This is a genomic window from Bacillus sp. ISL-75, assembly GCF_018613095.1.
Window position 1 is genome coordinate 115,891 of sequence record NZ_JAGGQX010000019.1, and the last position, 16,127, is coordinate 132,017.

The following is a 16,127-nucleotide window of genomic DNA, read 5'->3' on the forward strand; positions in this document are numbered from 1 at the left end:
GGAGGTCGCAATCATGAGAAAAATAATTGTAGGTTCTAGACGAAGCAAATTGGCATTAACACAAACCAATTGGGTGATGGATCAGCTAAAAAAGTTGGACCCTCGCTTTGATTTTGAAGTAAAAGAAATCGTCACAAAAGGGGATCAAATCCTTGACGTTACCCTCTCGAAAGTTGGCGGCAAAGGACTTTTTGTAAAAGAAATTGAGCAAGCAATGCTTGATAAAGAGATTGATATGGCCGTTCATAGTATGAAAGATATGCCAGCTGTCTTACCAGAAGGACTTACAATTGGATGCATTCCTTTTCGTGAGGACCAACGTGATGCGCTAATTTCAAGAGGTCATGTGAAGTTAAAAGATTTAAAACCAGGTGCAATTATCGGGACAAGCAGTCTTCGCCGCAGTGCGCAGCTTTTAGCAGCCCGTCCAGATTTAGAGATTAAATGGATCCGAGGGAATGTGGATACAAGATTAGCAAAATTAGAAACAGAAGAATACGATGCGATTATTTTAGCCGCAGCTGGCCTTTACCGTCTTGGCTGGGCTTCTGACGTAGTCACCGAATTCCTCGATGCCGATCTATGCATTCCTGCTGTCGGTCAAGGAGCATTGTCGATCGAATGCCGTGAAGATGATAAAGAACTTCTTGAACTTTTTGAAAAATTCACTTGCAAGAAAACGGAAAGAGCGGTTCGTGCAGAACGTGCCTTCCTTCAAAAAATGGAAGGCGGGTGTCAGGTACCAATTGCCGGCTTCGCCTATGTAGCTGAAAATGATGAAATTGTCCTAAATGTTTTAGTGGCTTCACCAGAAGGACATGAAATCATTAAAGAAGAAGTTAGAGGACAAAATCCAGAAGAGCTTGGTGTTCAGGCGGCTGATTTATTAATTCAAAAAGGCGGGAAAGACCTAATTGATAAGGTAAAGCGGGAGCTCGAAGGTCAATGATCCAATCGTTACCTTTGCTTGATAAAACCGTTCTTATTCCAAGAGGAGAAAATCAAGCAAAATCCTTTTCACAACTTGTAGAAAGATATGGAGGGATTCCAATCGAAATCCCTCTTATTGCCTTTCGTCCGATAGAAAAAAATCAGCGCCTTCACGAGGCTTTGCTGGTTCTTGATACATATGACTGGATTATTTTTACGAGTAACGTAACCGTTGAGACCTTCTTTACTTTTTTAAAAGAGGAAGGGGTTAGCGAACCGTTTCCGAAAATCGCTGTTATTGGCAAAAAGACAGCAGAGGTTTTGATGGAAAGAGGGCTATCTCCAGCGTTCGTCCCGTCAGCTTATGTTGCGGAAACGTTTGTAGAGGAATTTATCCCATTGATTGATAAGGATTCACGGGTGCTCGTTCCAAAAGGAAACCTTGCCCGAGAATATATCCCCAGATCCTTAACAGGGGCCGGTGCCGTGGTCGATGAGGTTGTGATCTACGAAACCTATATGCCCGATGAAAGCCGCCTGAAGCTGGCTAATATGCTAGCAGATAACCAACTGGATATCCTCACGTTTACTAGCCCTTCAACGGTTGACCATCTAATGGATGTCGTGAAGGAGTATCGATTGGATGAGCAGCTGAAAAATTGCATCATTGGCTGTATCGGTCCGGTTACCGAGAAAAAATTACGTGCTTATGGATTAATGGTCCATGCCTCACCAAAAGAGTACACCGTAAAAGAAATGATTAACAGTACAATTGCCTATTTAGATATGGAGGAATAATAAATGGAACTTCAATTTAAACGTCATCGCCGCTTACGCTCAAGTGCGAGCATGCGCTCACTTGTTAGAGAAAATCACTTAAAAGCGGAGGACTTCATTTATCCGTTGTTTATTTATGAAGGTGAGAATATTCGCAATGAAGTCTCATCCATGCCTGGAGTATTCCAAGTATCGATGGATCATTTGGAAGCTGAAATGGAAGATATTGTTGCCCATGGGATTAAATCCGTTCTCCTATTTGGGATTCCAAAAACGAAAGATGCATGCGGTGAGCAAGCCTTTCATGACCATGGGATTGTCCAGGTTGCGACCCGTTTTATCAAAGAAAAATACCCAGAGATCATTGTCGTTGCGGATACATGTCTTTGTGAGTATACAAGCCATGGGCACTGTGGAGTAGTTGAAGGGGAGAAGGTCCTAAACGATCAATCACTTGAATTGCTTGTAAAAACTGCAGTGGCTCAAGCAAAAGCAGGTGCCGACATTATTGCGCCATCTAACATGATGGACGGATTTGTGGCAGCGATTCGTGCGGGATTGGACGAAGCAGGATTTCCAGAGATCCCGATCATGTCTTACGCCGTAAAATATGCATCGGCATTCTACGGACCTTTCCGTGAAGCTGCGGAAGGTGCGCCGCAATTTGGCGATCGCAAGACCTATCAAATGGACCCTGCTAACCGGATGGAGGCCTTTAGAGAAGCAGAATCCGATGTGGAGGAAGGTGCCGACTTCTTAATCGTGAAGCCAGGTATGCCATACCTTGACATTGTTCGTGATATGAAAAATACCTTTAATTTACCGATTGTTATTTACAACGTAAGCGGAGAATATGCAATGGTTAAAGCCGCTGCCCAAAACGGCTGGATTGATGAGAAAAACACGGTTCTTGAAATGTTAATGGGTATGAAACGTGCAGGTGCTGACCTTATTATTACTTATGCTGCCAAAGATGCAGTTCGCTGGTTAAAAGAAGACCAATAATTTGAAAAGAGGGAACAGAATGCGTTCTTATACGAAGTCGATTGAAGCATTTAAAGAAGCCCAAACCATCATGCCTGGCGGAGTGAATAGCCCGGTTCGTGCTTTTAAATCCGTGAATATGGACCCGATTTTTATGGAAAGAGGAAAGGGTTCTAAAATCTATGATATAGATGGCAATGAGTACATTGACTACGTTCTTTCATGGGGGCCGCTCATCCTCGGCCATACGAATGACCGTGTAGTAGAAGGCTTAAAAAAGGTTGCTGAACTGGGGACAAGTTTCGGTGCACCTACTTTAATGGAAAATAAACTAGCTAATCTTGTCATTGAACGGGTACCATCGATCGAAGTCATTCGGATGGTATCTTCAGGAACAGAAGCAACGATGAGTGCGCTTCGTTTAGCCAGAGGATATACGGGCCGGAACAAGATTTTGAAATTTGAAGGCTGTTACCATGGTCATGGGGACTCCCTTTTGATTAAGGCGGGCTCAGGCGTGGCAACACTTGGTTTACCTGACAGCCCTGGTGTTCCAGAAGGTGTAGCGAAAAATACGATCACAGTGCCTTACAATGACCTTGAGAGCGTGAAGTTTGCGTTCGAACAATTTGGCGACGATATCGCTTGTATTATCGTTGAACCCGTGGCCGGTAATATGGGACTAGTTCCACCACTGCCAGGATTCTTAGAAGGTCTGCGTGAAATTACTTCCGATCACGGCGCATTGCTTATTTTTGATGAAGTAATGACTGGTTTCCGTGTAGGCTACAATTGTGCACAAGGCTATTTCAATATCACTCCTGATATTACATGTCTTGGAAAAGTAATCGGCGGCGGTCTTCCTGTTGGTGCTTACGGCGGTAAAGCGGAAATCATGCAGCAAATTGCTCCAAGCGGTCCGATTTATCAAGCAGGTACCCTGTCTGGTAACCCACTTGCAATGACAGCTGGCTATGAAACGTTAAGCCAATTAACACCAGCACATTATGAGGAGTTTATCCGTAAGGGTGACTTACTGGAAAAAGGCTTTAAGGCTGCTGCTGAAAAATATGATATTCCAATAACATTTAACCGTGCAGGTTCGATGATTGGCTTCTTCTTTACCAATGAAGCTGTCATTAATTATGAAGTAGCAAGATCATCCAATTTGGAATTCTTCGCAGCGTATTATCGTGAGATGGCCGAGCAAGGTATCTTCTTGCCGCCTTCCCAGTTTGAAGGATTGTTCTTATCTACGGAGCATTCCGATGAGGATATTGAAAAGACAATCCGTGCAGCAGAGATTGCATTCTCGAAGCTTAAATAACAATGTTCTCGGCACCCACCTTTTTTGGTGGGTGTTTTTTTGTGTGGTTAGAAACTTAATTAGTCGAGCCAGTCCGGGGACTGGCTTTTATAGCATTCGAGAGTAGCTCAAAAATGGGGTTTGGCGGAATAAGTCTGTGTTTGGCGGAATAAATGTAAGGGTTCGCGGAATTAGTCCAAGTTTGGCTGAATAAATTAGAAATTCGGCGGAAATCCCAGTCAACTTAGCGGAATCCGTACCCACAATAAGCGGAGCATTCTCCTGGAAGTCAAAGAAATCAAGGCCTGAGCAATCTTAAAAAAGGTAACTAAAAAGCAGTTTGGCGGAATCCATCCGGGTTTTCGCGGAATAAATATTAAAGTTGGCGGAAAAAAGTCCAAGTTTGGCGGAAAAGTTCAGAAATTCAGCGGAATCCGAACGCAACTTGGCGGAATCCACCCTATCCATACCACCCTATCCATACCACCATCTCCAAACCCAAACCCAAACCCCCAACTCCCCAAACCAGCTCCCACCCCTAAAAAAACTCCAATCCACCCTCCATTCCTAAATACTTCGATTCTTTTCCAGACGAAACTCTCTTTTTTATCATAAATAAAAGCCTTGGTTCATAGAGTGTAAGTGACATAGTGATTTTGAGTGAAGGAAACGAAAGGAGGAGTCGCTTTGTCTCAGGAGAATCAATCGTGCCTACGATTTTCTTTGGAGGAGTCATTGTGGTTTAGAAAAGGACAGGAAGTCGAAGAGCTTGTTTCCATTTCTCTAGATCCAGACATTACCATCCAAGAAAACGATCAGTACGTAACCATAAGAGGTTCGCTAGAACTCACAGGCGAATATAAAAGTTACGAACCTACCAATGAAAACAAAAATGAAGATGTAACATCGCAAAAGTTTGTAGAGAGGGTCGATGCACGAGAGGGAGGAAACTGTGAATTTTCACATCGATTCCCTGTCGATATCACGATCCCCAATAATCGAATTCAAAGTATCTATGATATCGATGTCCTCGTCGAATCCTTTGATTATTCGATTCCTGAGCGCAGCTGCCTCAAGCTAGCAGCTGAACTGACTATTAGCGGCTTATACGGAACTGAGCAACAACAGAAGCAACAGCAACAACCGCAGGAAGAAGTAGTTGAACTTGAGCTTATCCCTCGCTCTGAAATTGAGTTCTTTGAGGAAGATGCCGAAGAAATTGAAATCGAACTTGAATCAGTTCAGAGCAGTTACCAAGATAACTTCTTGTTTGAAGCTGAGGCAAGAAAACTACAAGAAGAAGAAGAGAGTGTGGAAATTTTACCGAAGTTTCCGACCTTCAATTATCAACCACAGGAAGACGTTGAGGAAGAAGCTAACCAACCATCCCGGGATTTCGTAGAGGCAAGGAGTGAAGCCAGCCAACCAGCCTGGGAATTCGAAGAAACAAGAAGTGAATCCAGCCAACCTACATGGAATTTCCAAGAAGCAAGAAGTGAAGCTAGCCAGCCAGCTGAGACCATCCAGCCAGAAGTGGTTGAAGTAGAGCCAGCGCCACCTCCAACTGTCCAGTTTGAAGAGGAAGTTCATCCAGCAGAGGAAAGCTCTTCCGCACATGAAGAAGCACCACCAAAGAATATTAAAAAGAAAAAAGCACCAAAAAAGAAAAGCATGACATTAACTGAATTTTTTGCAAGGAAGGATGAAAGTTCTGCCCAGGCGAAAGTAAAAGTTTGTATCGTCCAAAAGGGTGATACCGTTAACAGCGTGGCAGATCGATATGATGTTTCGGTACAAAACCTCATGCGCATTAACAATCTGGAACTCAGCCAAGATATATTTGAAGGTCAAGTATTATATATTCCTGGCAGCCTTACAAAAAAATAATTATTAAAAGATGAGCGGGTTACTTTGACCTGCTCACCTTCTTTTCATACAAAGTCAAAGCACTCCAGTCCATACGCCGCTTAACGGGCGCTTACGCTTTTATATTTGAAAGTGAGTTGAGTACGCTTGAGTAACCCGAATCAACTAAACACATATGCTCACATCTTAAAAAACTACCTTGTTGAGCCTCATTTTGTAGAGGATTTCGGCAGCGTTCAGAAGATTTATTCAAATAAAGGGACGTTTGCCTTAAAAAAAATCGACCCTGCGACCGGGACCGACTTCATTCGCCATGTTCATCTCCTCTACCAAAAAGGGTATAATCGCATCGTTCCCATTTACCCTACGATGGACGGCAGGTATGCGGTCTTACACGAGAACAATCTTTATTACTTAATGCCGTGGATGTCGAATGAACACAAGGAAGACCGGCAGCAAAAAGATCAACAGCTTTTTCGTGAACTCGCTCGTCTTCATACCCTTTCCGCCAAAGAAATTACCTTGAACAAAGAAGAGCGGACTGAGCACTATGAAAAGACGATTCAACAGCATGAAAAACAACAGGCATTTCTCGATGGCTTCATCGACGAATGTGAAAAAAAGACCTATATGTCGCCGTTTGAATTGTTATATTGCCTTTATTACAATGAAATCAGCCAGGCGCTCCGATTTTCGAAAACGAAATTTGAAGAATGGTATGAAAAAACGAAGGACAATGAAAAGGCCCGCATGGTTATTACACACGGAAAATTGTCACCCGAGCATTTCTTGTATGATGATAAAGGGTACGGTTATTTTATTAATTTTGAGAATGCTCACTACGGCTCACCGATTCACGATCTACTTCCCTATTTATCACGTGCCTTAAATACCAACCCGAAGCGCAGCGATACAGCCATTGACTGGGTATACCACTACTTTAAATACTTTCCATTTAAAGCAGATGAAAAACTATTATTCTACAGCTATTTAGCGCTTCCGATTCCAATCATCCAAGTGGCAGAAAGCTACTATCGAAAGTCTCGTCCAAAGAATGAATTAAAATATGTCCGTCAGCTGCAGCACCGCTACTGGCATTTGAAAAATTCTGAATATGTCGTCATGAGAATGACCGAAATGGATGCGCAGGCAGCCGCCGCCGCAGCAGCAAAAGAAGGAGCCCAGCCGCAGTAATCATCTGCAAAATGGGCTCCTTAAACGATTTCAAAATATAGTGACACGGCGATGGCAACAAAAACAGTTAACAACAGTATATCAATAAACGTAGGAATGATGAGTGTTCGTAAAAATTGAAAGATCACAAACGGAATAATTAATTGACCACAAACTCTCCGACAGGTTCTAAACCAGGGTTGGTATTTAAATTTATGGAAATTTCTTTTCACCGACAACCCCCCCTTTACAAATCTGGCATATATTTTTCTTTATGTATATTCCACAAGTGCGGAGAACTCTCCAAAAAAACGGCATATAGTATAAAAAATAAAAAAAGTGGTTATCATTATTGACGTCAAACCCTTTTTTTCGGTAGTATTACTATATAATTTAATTACATAAGCAACGACAGGGAAGAGTACGATACAAACCTGCTTAAAGAGAGGGAAATCACTAGCTGGAAGTTTTCCTAAGCAGAAAGTCGGAAGGTCGCCCACGAGCTTCTTCTGCGAACGGATTTTTAAAATCTTATTAGTTGAAGACGGACTAAATCCGTTATCTACATAAGTGCCAATCCATTTTTGGGATTGGAAAAAAGGTGGTACCGCGAAGCAAACTCCATTCGTCCTTTTATGACGAATGGGGTTTTTTGTATGGAACAGGAATCAAAGGAGGAATTTTACAATGGAAACAAAGGAACTAACAATGCCTACCAAATACGACCCACAAACGATTGAAAAAGGCCGTTATGATTGGTGGTTACAAGGTAAGTTTTTCGAAGCAAAAAATGATGAGGGCAAAGAGCCGTACACGGTTGTTATCCCGCCGCCAAACGTTACAGGGAAACTTCATTTAGGCCATGCATGGGATACTACCCTTCAAGACATCGTAACCCGGATGAAACGGATGCAGGGTTATGACGTTCTCTGGTTACCTGGTATGGACCATGCGGGGATTGCAACACAAGCAAAAGTAGAAGAAAAACTTCGTAATGAAGGCAAAAGCCGCTACGATCTAGGAAGAGAAAAATTCGTTGAGGAAACATGGAAGTGGAAGGAAGAGTATGCTTCTCATATCCGTCAGCAGTGGTCAAAACTTGGTTTAGGCTTAGATTACAGCCGCGAGCGTTTCACGTTGGATGCAGGCTTATCTGATGCTGTTAAAGAGGTTTTTGTTACCCTTTATAAAAAAGGTCTCATTTACCGCGGTGAATATATTATTAACTGGGATCCGTCCACAAAAACAGCTCTATCCGACATCGAAGTCATTTATAAAGATGTTCAAGGTGCTTTTTATCATATGAGTTATCCGCTTGCCGATGGTTCCGGACAGATTGAAGTGGCTACGACTCGTCCAGAAACGATGCTGGGTGATACCGCGGTTGCTGTACATCCAGAAGACGACCGCTACAAGCACCTGATTGGCAAAACTGTTATCCTCCCAATCGTTGGCCGTGAAATTCCAATCGTTGGTGATGACTATGTGGATATGGAATTCGGTTCTGGTGCGGTAAAAATTACGCCTGCCCATGACCCGAACGATTTTGAACTAGGTAACCGTCATAACTTAGAGCGTATTCTTGTGATGAACGAAGACGGCTCGATGAATGATAGAGCTGGCAAGTATAAGGGACTAGATCGTTTTGAATGCCGTAAGCAAATCGTTAAGGACTTGCAGGAACAAGGCGTTCTTTTCAAAATTGAAGAGCATCCGCATTCCGTAGGTCATTCTGAACGAAGCGGTGCCGTTGTTGAACCGTATCTTTCCACCCAGTGGTTTGTTAAAATGCAGCCGCTCGCAGATGAAGCGATTGCCCTGCAAAACAAAGAAGAAAAAGTAAACTTTGTCCCTGACCGGTTTGAAAAAACCTACCTACGTTGGATGGAAAATATCCGTGACTGGTGTATTTCAAGACAGCTTTGGTGGGGTCACCGCATTCCTGCTTGGTATCACAAGCAAACAGGTGAAGTATATGTTGGTACAGAAGCACCGGAAGACGCTGAGAACTGGGAGCAGGATAAAGACGTACTCGATACATGGTTTAGCTCCGCGCTATGGCCGTTTTCAACCATGGGCTGGCCTGATACTGAAGCGTCTGATTTCAAGCGTTACTTCCCAACCGACGTGTTAGTAACAGGCTATGATATTATTTTCTTCTGGGTATCCAGAATGATTTTTCAAAGCATCGAATTTACAGGTGAACGTCCATTTAAGGATGTACTGATCCACGGCCTCGTTCGTGACGAACAGGGACGCAAAATGAGTAAGTCACTTGGAAACGGCGTCGATCCAATGGATGTCATCGAAAAATACGGTGCCGATGCCCTAAGATACTTCCTGTCAACAGGAAGCTCTCCAGGTCAAGATTTACGTTTTAGCTTTGAAAAAGTAGAGTCAACATGGAACTTTGCCAATAAAATTTGGAATGCCTCCCGTTTCGCGTTAATGAATATGGATGGTATGACCTACGAAGAAATTGATTTTAGCGGAGAAAAATCAGTTGCAGACAAGTGGATTTTAACACGTTTAAATGAAACGATTGAACATGTGACAAGACTTTCTGACCGTTATGAATTTGGTGAAGTGGGCCGTGCGCTTTACAACTTTATCTGGGATGACTTCTGTGATTGGTATATTGAAATGGCGAAATTGCCGTTATATGGTGAAGATGAAGCAGCCAAGAAAACAACTCGTTCGATCCTGGCACATGTTTTAGATCAAACGATGCGTTTATTGCATCCATTCATGCCTTTTATCACCGAGGAAATTTGGCAGAACCTTCCACACCAAGGCGAATCAATTACAACAGCAGCTTGGCCTGAAGTAAATCCAGCTCATTCTGATGACCAAGCAGCACAAGAAATGAAACTGCTCGTCGAGATGATTCGCGCGGTTCGGAATATTCGTGCCGAAGTAAACACTCCAATGAGTAAGAAAATCAAAATGCTTGTTAAAGCGAAAGATGAAACGGTTCTCAAAGCAATCGAGAATAACCGCGGCTATATTGAACGCTTCTGTAATCCAGAAGAATTACAAATGGGTGTTGACCTTGAAACGCCTGAAAAAGCAATGACAGCCGTGATCACTGGTTTAGAAATCATTCTGCCGCTTGAAGGCTTGATTAACATTGACGAAGAAATTGCTCGTCTCGAAAAAGAATTTGACCGCTTAAATAAAGAAGTCGACAGAGTCCAGAAGAAATTAAGCAATGAAGGCTTCATGAAAAAAGCACCTGAGAGTGTGGTTGCCGAAGAACGTGCCAAAGAAGATGATTATCGCGAAAAGAGAGCGATTGTTGAAGCACGCATTAAAGAATTAAGAGGGTAATAATTAGTTTGGCGAGGCGAATTCTCTGAGGATTCGTCTCGCCTTATTACTTACACTAAAAAAAACGATCAAAATCAACACGATTGATGCAAATATGCCAGAGATTTCAATTTATCAGCGGTTTTCGGTAATATATCGGCGAAACCGACTAATATATCAGCGGAAATTGGATTTTATCAGCGTATCTCCAATTTTATCAGCGAATCAAAAAATAGATTGCACTTTAGAAGTAAATATTAATTAAACATTAAAATATAGATGGGGTGTCACGAATGTTTGCTACATATAAAGAAGCCCTAGAATGGATTCATGCGCGGTTAAGGCTGGGAATCAAGCCAGGGTTAAAGCGGATGGAATGGATGATGGACAAGCTAGGCAATCCAGAAACGAAAATGAAGACGGTTCATATTGGCGGTACAAATGGCAAAGGCTCTACCGTTACATTTCTCCGTTCGATTCTTGAAGCAGGAGGGTATTCAGTTGGTACCTTCACTTCACCCTATATTGAACAGTTTAACGAACGGATTAGTGTTAACGGGAAAGCGATAGCCGATGAGGAACTGCTCCACCTAGCAAATATCATTCGCCCATTGGCGGATGAATTAGAAGAAACAGAGCTTGGCGGGCCAACTGAGTTTGAGGTCATCACCGCGATGGCGTTCCATTATTTCGCAACCATGAACAAGGTTGACGTTGTTATTTTTGAAGTCGGTTTAGGCGGTCGATTTGATTCAACAAATATCATCCAGCCATTAGCCTCGATCATTACCAATATCGGTCTTGATCACACAAACATCCTCGGAAACACCTATGAGGAAATCGCGTTTGAAAAAGCAGGGATTATCAAAGAAAACACCGCCATTTTTACGGCTGTCAAACATCCAGGGGCGATCAAGGTAATTGAGGAACAAGCAGATAAGAAAGGGGCACCTCTTTACCGCTTGAATCAGGAATTTTCGATTAGTGCTCATAAATCCCTAGCTAATGGTGAAGTGTTTGATGTAATCACTCAACTTCAAACCATCGACCAATTAGAAATCAGGATGATCGGTCAGCATCAAACGGAAAATGCCGCACTTGCTGTCATGGCAGCCCAATTTTTAAATCAAAAAGGTTCATTCCTTATTACAGAGCAAGCTATTCGTACCGGCTTAAAAAAGGCTTACTGGCCGGGGAGATTTGAAATCCTTTCTGAAAGTCCACTTGTGATTATTGATGGGGCCCATAATGAAGAAGGAATTTCAGCATTAACCCATGAATTACGTACTAGATATCAGAATCGCAAGATCCAGATTGTTTTTGCCGCGTTGTCAGATAAAAAACTTGATCAAATGATTGCCAAACTGGACAAGCTAGCCACACAAATCACTTTTGTTAGCTTTGATTTTCCACGTGCCGCTAAAGCGGAAGAATTACTCAAAATGAGCCAATCACCAACCAAATTGGCAGTCGATGACTGGGGTCCTTTTCTCTTAGAGGAGATCCAACACATAGAAAACAACAGTATGCTGGTAATAACGGGGTCCCTTTATTTTATTTCAGAGGTCAAACCATTTTTGGTAAACTATTTGAAAAATAAGATAATTTCTTTATGACAAGTTATTTTTATCATGGTAAAATAATTTTACTCATATAAGGAAAGGGGAGGATAAGCATGAAAGTAAAACCTCACGTCAAGAGTTCTGTTTTCCTTGCCTGGATTTTGTTGGTCCCTGCAGGAACATGGTTCACCTATAAGGCTTATCCTCCCAATATCGCTGGGCATTGGTTAGATATTTTTGCATTTTTGCTGTTAACCTGTGTGGTTGCAACCATGCCAATTGTCATTAATGAGATGTTTATTTTTTTAATCCAATGGGTAGCGCTTGCAACCTTTTTACGATTTGGTTTATTTGTTGAGATCATTTTTGCCCAAATAGCTGTGATTGTTTTACTGCTAAAATTAAGGATCCTCCGAAAAGGTGAATTATACCGGCTGCCAGTGAACCTAAATATGTTTTTTCTAGTTTCCTGTACGAGCGGAATTGTCTACTACATACTTGGTGGACAGACAGGCCCTGATTTTACATTTGACTCTAAGTCGTTATGGCTTGCCATCTTATACGCAGTGGTAAGTTATTCGATGAACCAAATCATAGTATCATTCAATCTTTATTTTATCTATAAAAGCAAGGAATCCTATTTTGGAAAGGATTTCATTGTTGAGACCATTACAACTTTCATCACCTTCCCAATTGGTATAGTGATATATATTCTCTATGATCAGGTCGGAATCTTAGCCCTCCTGTTTGTAGGCGTTCCGTTTGTTGGTTTATCAATGATTTTCAGACTCTATTATTCAAGTGAAAAAATAAATGAATATTTGCAAAAATCCGCAGAGATTGGACATCAGATGGCCGAGCGCTTGAAAGTGGATGATGTCGTTGATCTGTTAATTCAGAAACTGAGTGAAATGCTGCCAGTTGATTATGCTTATATCCTTGAGGTAACAGGGGATGAGCTAATATTAGTTCGTGGGATTGAAGGGGGCGTACCCAATGAATTACCACCCGTGAAAAAAAACCAAGGAATTAGCGGGATGGTATGGGGCGAGCAAAAGACCTTAATCTATTCAGCGAGGAAAGAGTGGCGGAAAAATGCAAACGGTCACATTCCTGAGGATGCGGAAAGTATCCTCGGCGTTCCAATCGTAAGAAGCAAAAAAGTAATTGGAGTGCTATTACTAGCTTCTAAGCGAAAACGTGCTTTTGAAAAATTCCAGCTGATGATTACCGATATCCTTTGTTCCCATTTCGCCGTTGCAATTGAAAATGCCAAACATTATGAACTAACCAAAATGCAAAGCGAACACTGTTCATTAACCAAACTTTATAATTACCGCTATTTTGAAAATATGTTGACCGAGGAATTTGAAAACCTGATGCGGTTCGAGCGCCGAACGCTCTCGTTAATCCTTCTCGATATTGACCACTTTAAAATAGTAAACGACACCTACGGTCATCAGAGTGGAAATGAAATCCTGTTTGAGCTTGCTAGTAGGCTAAAAAAGTTGGTAGGTGGTCGTGGCACGGTCGCACGTTACGGCGGGGAAGAATTTGTCGTTCTTTTACCAGATTCAGCAAAAGAAGAGGCCTACCAAATGGCTGAACAAATTAGGCAAATGATTTCCAATTGGCCATTTACACTAAAACAGTCTTTGGATATTGATAATACTCACCAAAAGGTAATGATTACTGCATCGATTGGGGTGGCAACAGCACCTGAGGATGCGGAAGATGCCTTGGCTTTGATTCGACATGCGGATAGGGCACTTTATGTTGGGGCGAAGAGGGCTGGAAGGAATCGGGTTGCGGAGTATTCGTCGTGTTAAAAAAAGGTGCGGCCGAGTTGATTATAACAACTTGGTCACACCTTTTTTTCTGGGATTTAATTATAATCAACTGAATTTATTATTGTATTAACATTGTCCCCCCATTTAATTTTGAATTCTGGCGGTATTAGTGTTCCACACTCTCTAGTAAATGTGTCAGTATCAACTGTATAATTAGTGTTTAATGTACCGTCTTCCCACACTTTTCCTAATACATATAACTTACTTGGCGGATTACTTGATGACGCAACATCAATCTTTTTAACTGATAAATTTCCTTTTACACACATCTTTGAGGAAGAGAGAATATTTAAGTTATTATCAATGGTTGCAATCTTATAATTAGGATCAGTTGTCGGAGCATCTGTTCCTCCAACATACACAAAAGAATTATTCGCTAGCTCTAAATTTTGGTCAACATCCAATGTTTTATTTACTAGTATTTTTGAAGTACCACTTATTTTTACATTTTGCATGAACTTCGCGTCACCTTTTGTTTCTATAATAACATTCGCGGCGCTATTCATGTTTTTGTTATTAGTAAATGCACCATCAGAATGGATTTTAACATTCGTTATATTATTTTCGTTTCCATTTCCATCAAAAGTTAGTGAACCTGTAGTGAAAATTGTTTGGTTATCTTTTATATTATTATTACCAGAAAAGCTTCCATTCCCGTTTATATAAACATTATCACAATCTAAAGTGGTACAACCTGACGTAAGTTTAACCGTCTCGAATGTTGGTAGAACGTAATTTTTATTTTGATCAAGTGTTGCTTGATCAATTATGGAGGTAAAGTCTATTGACATTTTAGTAAAAAGGGTGGTTTTTTTATTGTTATCGCTACCTACTACATTAAAACTAATATTTACTTTATTCGAGCTTGGATTAGGATCCGCAGTAACAATATAATTGTTCATATAATATGAAGCATTAGAAGGAGTTGCTATGGGTGTACCTTGAAGTACTTCAGCCATTTTTTTAGCTGCTTCCTTTTTAAAGTTCTGGATTAGCAAAGGTTGATCTCTGATATAATCACTTACCAATTGCTGTTTGGATTCAAAAGTTTTTTGAAGCTCAACCTGATAATATGAAATCCCCATTTCAGATGCAGCAACGGACCGAGATTTCTTCTCTACAACCTGATTTTGTTTCACACTGCTAAATGCTTGCCCCATGAAGGAGAGGAACACAACCATAAAAACTGTTAGGATTAATAAAACCGTTACAAGTGCATATCCTTGTTCATTCTTTATTAAATTCTTCATTGATAATCAACACCCTTCATTCGATAAAGAAATGAATCCACAGTTATACTATTTTGTGGATTGTTCTTATCACTTGCACTAATTTTTAAAGAAACATCATTTGCGGTTTTATTTGGTTCTACTGTTTTTGGTCCCTGACCTAGCACTGCATTAATTTCAAGTATTTTAAAACATATATTTGAATGATTAAATATTTGAGTTTGTTGAGGAGTAGAATTTAGATTTGTAACTTTGATTTCACAATTTTCACTTTTAAGTTCGTACTTAATCATCGTTTGGTGTATCTTATTTAAGTTGGTGATTAAGAGATTGGTTTCTTGAATCATTGAGTTTTTTGAGATTGCTTTTTGCGAAAAATTATAGCCTTGAGAAAAAACACTCCAAGTAATAACACTTAAAAAGGAAAGAATTGTTAGAGTAACTAGTACTTCAATTAGTGTTAAACCACTTTGCGCTCGGTTCACAAATATCATTTCCTATCTTTTAACATATCCGAATGTTTCACTAACGACATGTCTATTATTTTTATCTAACAGTTGAATAATAATAGAATTTATGCTGGATAATCTTGAACTCGTTTCAGGAAATTTATTAATCCTAATATGCACGTCATATTTATCTTTAGTTGTTTCGAAATAATAATAGTTAACATCAAAGGAGAACCTTGTATATGCCACTTTCGGTTCTGTTGGTGTAAAACCAGTGACTTGATCCGTTTTAACCAGAAACCATTTCACATCACTCGATTCTTGCCAATTAACAAGAACTTCTTTAGCAATATTAATGGCTTTCGCTTTATCTTGATTTTGATTATTCATTAGGCCCATTTGTGGGAAAAAACTCATAACAGATAAAAAGATTATTGAGAGAAGAACAATGGATACAAGAACCTCTATAAGAGTAACGCCTTTTTCATTTTGAATAAATTTCATTTCGATCAGTTCCTTAATGATAGCAAATTTGTACAAATAGAATTAAAAATATTTAGTAATTTCTACCCATAAATATTTTCCAGCTTCTATTAAACGACTTAAAAATATTATACAATATTTAGTAGGCGAATTTTGTCTGATTTTTACGGATATCAATAAAAAAATTACAATCTTGATGAATAATGTAG

13 protein-coding genes and 1 other annotated feature are annotated in these 16,127 nt (G+C 40.5%); of the genes, 9 read left to right on the forward strand and 4 right to left on the reverse strand.

Annotated features, from left to right (window positions below; genetic code table 11):
• The first annotated feature begins 13 nt into the window (after positions 1-13).
• From hemC to ysxE, 6 genes are all read left to right on the forward strand, one after another.
• Positions 14-949 carry a hydroxymethylbilane synthase gene (gene hemC, locus J7E63_RS08795; RefSeq protein ID WP_215011150.1) on the forward strand — a complete coding sequence of 312 codons (936 nt, stop codon included), beginning with the start codon at positions 14-16 and terminating at the stop codon, positions 947-949.
• Positions 946-1,728, forward strand: a complete 783-nt coding sequence (locus J7E63_RS08800; protein WP_215011152.1) for a uroporphyrinogen-III synthase — start codon at positions 946-948, stop codon at positions 1,726-1,728. Before hemC ends, J7E63_RS08800 begins: the two co-directional genes overlap by 4 nt.
• 3 nt (positions 1,729-1,731) lie before the next feature.
• On the forward strand, positions 1,732-2,712 hold the full coding sequence (hemB, locus tag J7E63_RS08805) for a porphobilinogen synthase (RefSeq protein ID WP_215011154.1): 981 nt from the start codon (positions 1,732-1,734) through the stop codon (positions 2,710-2,712).
• Positions 2,713-2,731: 19 nt separating this feature from the next.
• Positions 2,732-4,018, forward strand: a complete 1,287-nt coding sequence (gene hemL, locus J7E63_RS08810; RefSeq protein ID WP_215011155.1) for a glutamate-1-semialdehyde 2,1-aminomutase — start codon at positions 2,732-2,734, stop codon at positions 4,016-4,018.
• A gap of 639 nt (positions 4,019-4,657) precedes the next feature.
• Entirely contained in the window at positions 4,658-5,884 is a 1,227-nt protein-coding gene (spoVID, locus tag J7E63_RS08815; protein ID WP_308161927.1) for a stage VI sporulation protein D, read from the forward strand.
• Between the two features lie 126 nt (positions 5,885-6,010).
• Positions 6,011-7,057, forward strand: a complete 1,047-nt coding sequence (gene ysxE / locus J7E63_RS08820; protein WP_215011160.1) for a spore coat protein YsxE — start codon at positions 6,011-6,013, stop codon at positions 7,055-7,057.
• Positions 7,058-7,077: 20 nt separating this feature from the next.
• Here ysxE and J7E63_RS08825 read toward each other — a convergent pair whose 3' ends face one another.
• The gene (locus tag J7E63_RS08825; RefSeq protein WP_215011162.1) at positions 7,078-7,269 is read right to left on the reverse strand and encodes a hypothetical protein; all 192 of its coding nucleotides are present in this window, start codon (positions 7,267-7,269) and stop codon (positions 7,078-7,080) included.
• Between the two features lie 166 nt (positions 7,270-7,435).
• Positions 7,436-7,672, forward strand: a binding site (T-box leader).
• A 51-nt stretch (positions 7,673-7,723) separates the two neighbouring features.
• Between J7E63_RS08825 and J7E63_RS08830 the strand changes: the two genes are divergently transcribed.
• The 3 genes from J7E63_RS08830 to J7E63_RS08840 all read left to right on the forward strand — a co-directional run bounded on the left by J7E63_RS08830 (position 7,724) and on the right by J7E63_RS08840 (position 13,736).
• Positions 7,724-10,366 carry a valine--tRNA ligase gene (locus J7E63_RS08830; protein ID WP_215011164.1) on the forward strand — a complete coding sequence of 881 codons (2,643 nt, stop codon included), beginning with the start codon at positions 7,724-7,726 and terminating at the stop codon, positions 10,364-10,366.
• A gap of 272 nt (positions 10,367-10,638) precedes the next feature.
• Positions 10,639-11,961, forward strand: a complete 1,323-nt coding sequence (locus J7E63_RS08835) for a bifunctional folylpolyglutamate synthase/dihydrofolate synthase (RefSeq protein ID WP_215011166.1) — start codon at positions 10,639-10,641, stop codon at positions 11,959-11,961.
• 59 nt (positions 11,962-12,020) lie between these two features.
• On the forward strand, positions 12,021-13,736 hold the full coding sequence (locus J7E63_RS08840; protein WP_215011168.1) for a sensor domain-containing diguanylate cyclase: 1,716 nt from the start codon (positions 12,021-12,023) through the stop codon (positions 13,734-13,736).
• A gap of 56 nt (positions 13,737-13,792) precedes the next feature.
• Here the strand turns inward: J7E63_RS08840 and J7E63_RS08845 are convergent, their stop codons facing one another.
• Genes J7E63_RS08845 through J7E63_RS08855 form a run of 3 tightly spaced genes read right to left on the reverse strand, consistent with a single transcriptional unit; the run spans position 13,793 to position 15,939 of the window.
• The gene (locus J7E63_RS08845; protein ID WP_215011170.1) at positions 13,793-15,007 is read right to left on the reverse strand and encodes a hypothetical protein; all 1,215 of its coding nucleotides are present in this window, start codon (positions 15,005-15,007) and stop codon (positions 13,793-13,795) included.
• Positions 15,004-15,471, reverse strand: a complete 468-nt coding sequence (locus J7E63_RS08850) for a PulJ/GspJ family protein (protein WP_215011173.1) — start codon at positions 15,469-15,471, stop codon at positions 15,004-15,006. Before J7E63_RS08850 ends, J7E63_RS08845 begins: the two co-directional genes overlap by 4 nt.
• 12 nt (positions 15,472-15,483) lie before the next feature.
• Entirely contained in the window at positions 15,484-15,939 is a 456-nt protein-coding gene (locus tag J7E63_RS08855; RefSeq protein ID WP_215011175.1) for a type IV pilus modification PilV family protein, read from the reverse strand.
• Positions 15,940-16,127: the final 188 nt, after the last annotated feature.

Coding starts and splice junctions, on each gene's coding strand:
- hemC (WP_215011150.1), top strand. CDS start 14: ATGAGAAAAATAATTGTAGGTTCTAGACGAAGCAAATTGGCATTAACA.
- J7E63_RS08800 (WP_215011152.1), top strand. CDS start 946: ATGATCCAATCGTTACCTTTGCTTGATAAAACCGTTCTTATTCCAAGA.
- hemB (WP_215011154.1), top strand. CDS start 1,732: ATGGAACTTCAATTTAAACGTCATCGCCGCTTACGCTCAAGTGCGAGC.
- hemL (WP_215011155.1), top strand. CDS start 2,732: ATGCGTTCTTATACGAAGTCGATTGAAGCATTTAAAGAAGCCCAAACC.
- J7E63_RS08830 (WP_215011164.1), top strand. CDS start 7,724: ATGGAAACAAAGGAACTAACAATGCCTACCAAATACGACCCACAAACG.
- J7E63_RS08835 (WP_215011166.1), top strand. CDS start 10,639: ATGTTTGCTACATATAAAGAAGCCCTAGAATGGATTCATGCGCGGTTA.
- J7E63_RS08840 (WP_215011168.1), top strand. CDS start 12,021: ATGAAAGTAAAACCTCACGTCAAGAGTTCTGTTTTCCTTGCCTGGATT.
- J7E63_RS08845 (WP_215011170.1), bottom strand. CDS start 15,007: ATGAAGAATTTAATAAAGAATGAACAAGGATATGCACTTGTAACGGTT.
- J7E63_RS08855 (WP_215011175.1), bottom strand. CDS start 15,939: ATGAAATTTATTCAAAATGAAAAAGGCGTTACTCTTATAGAGGTTCTT.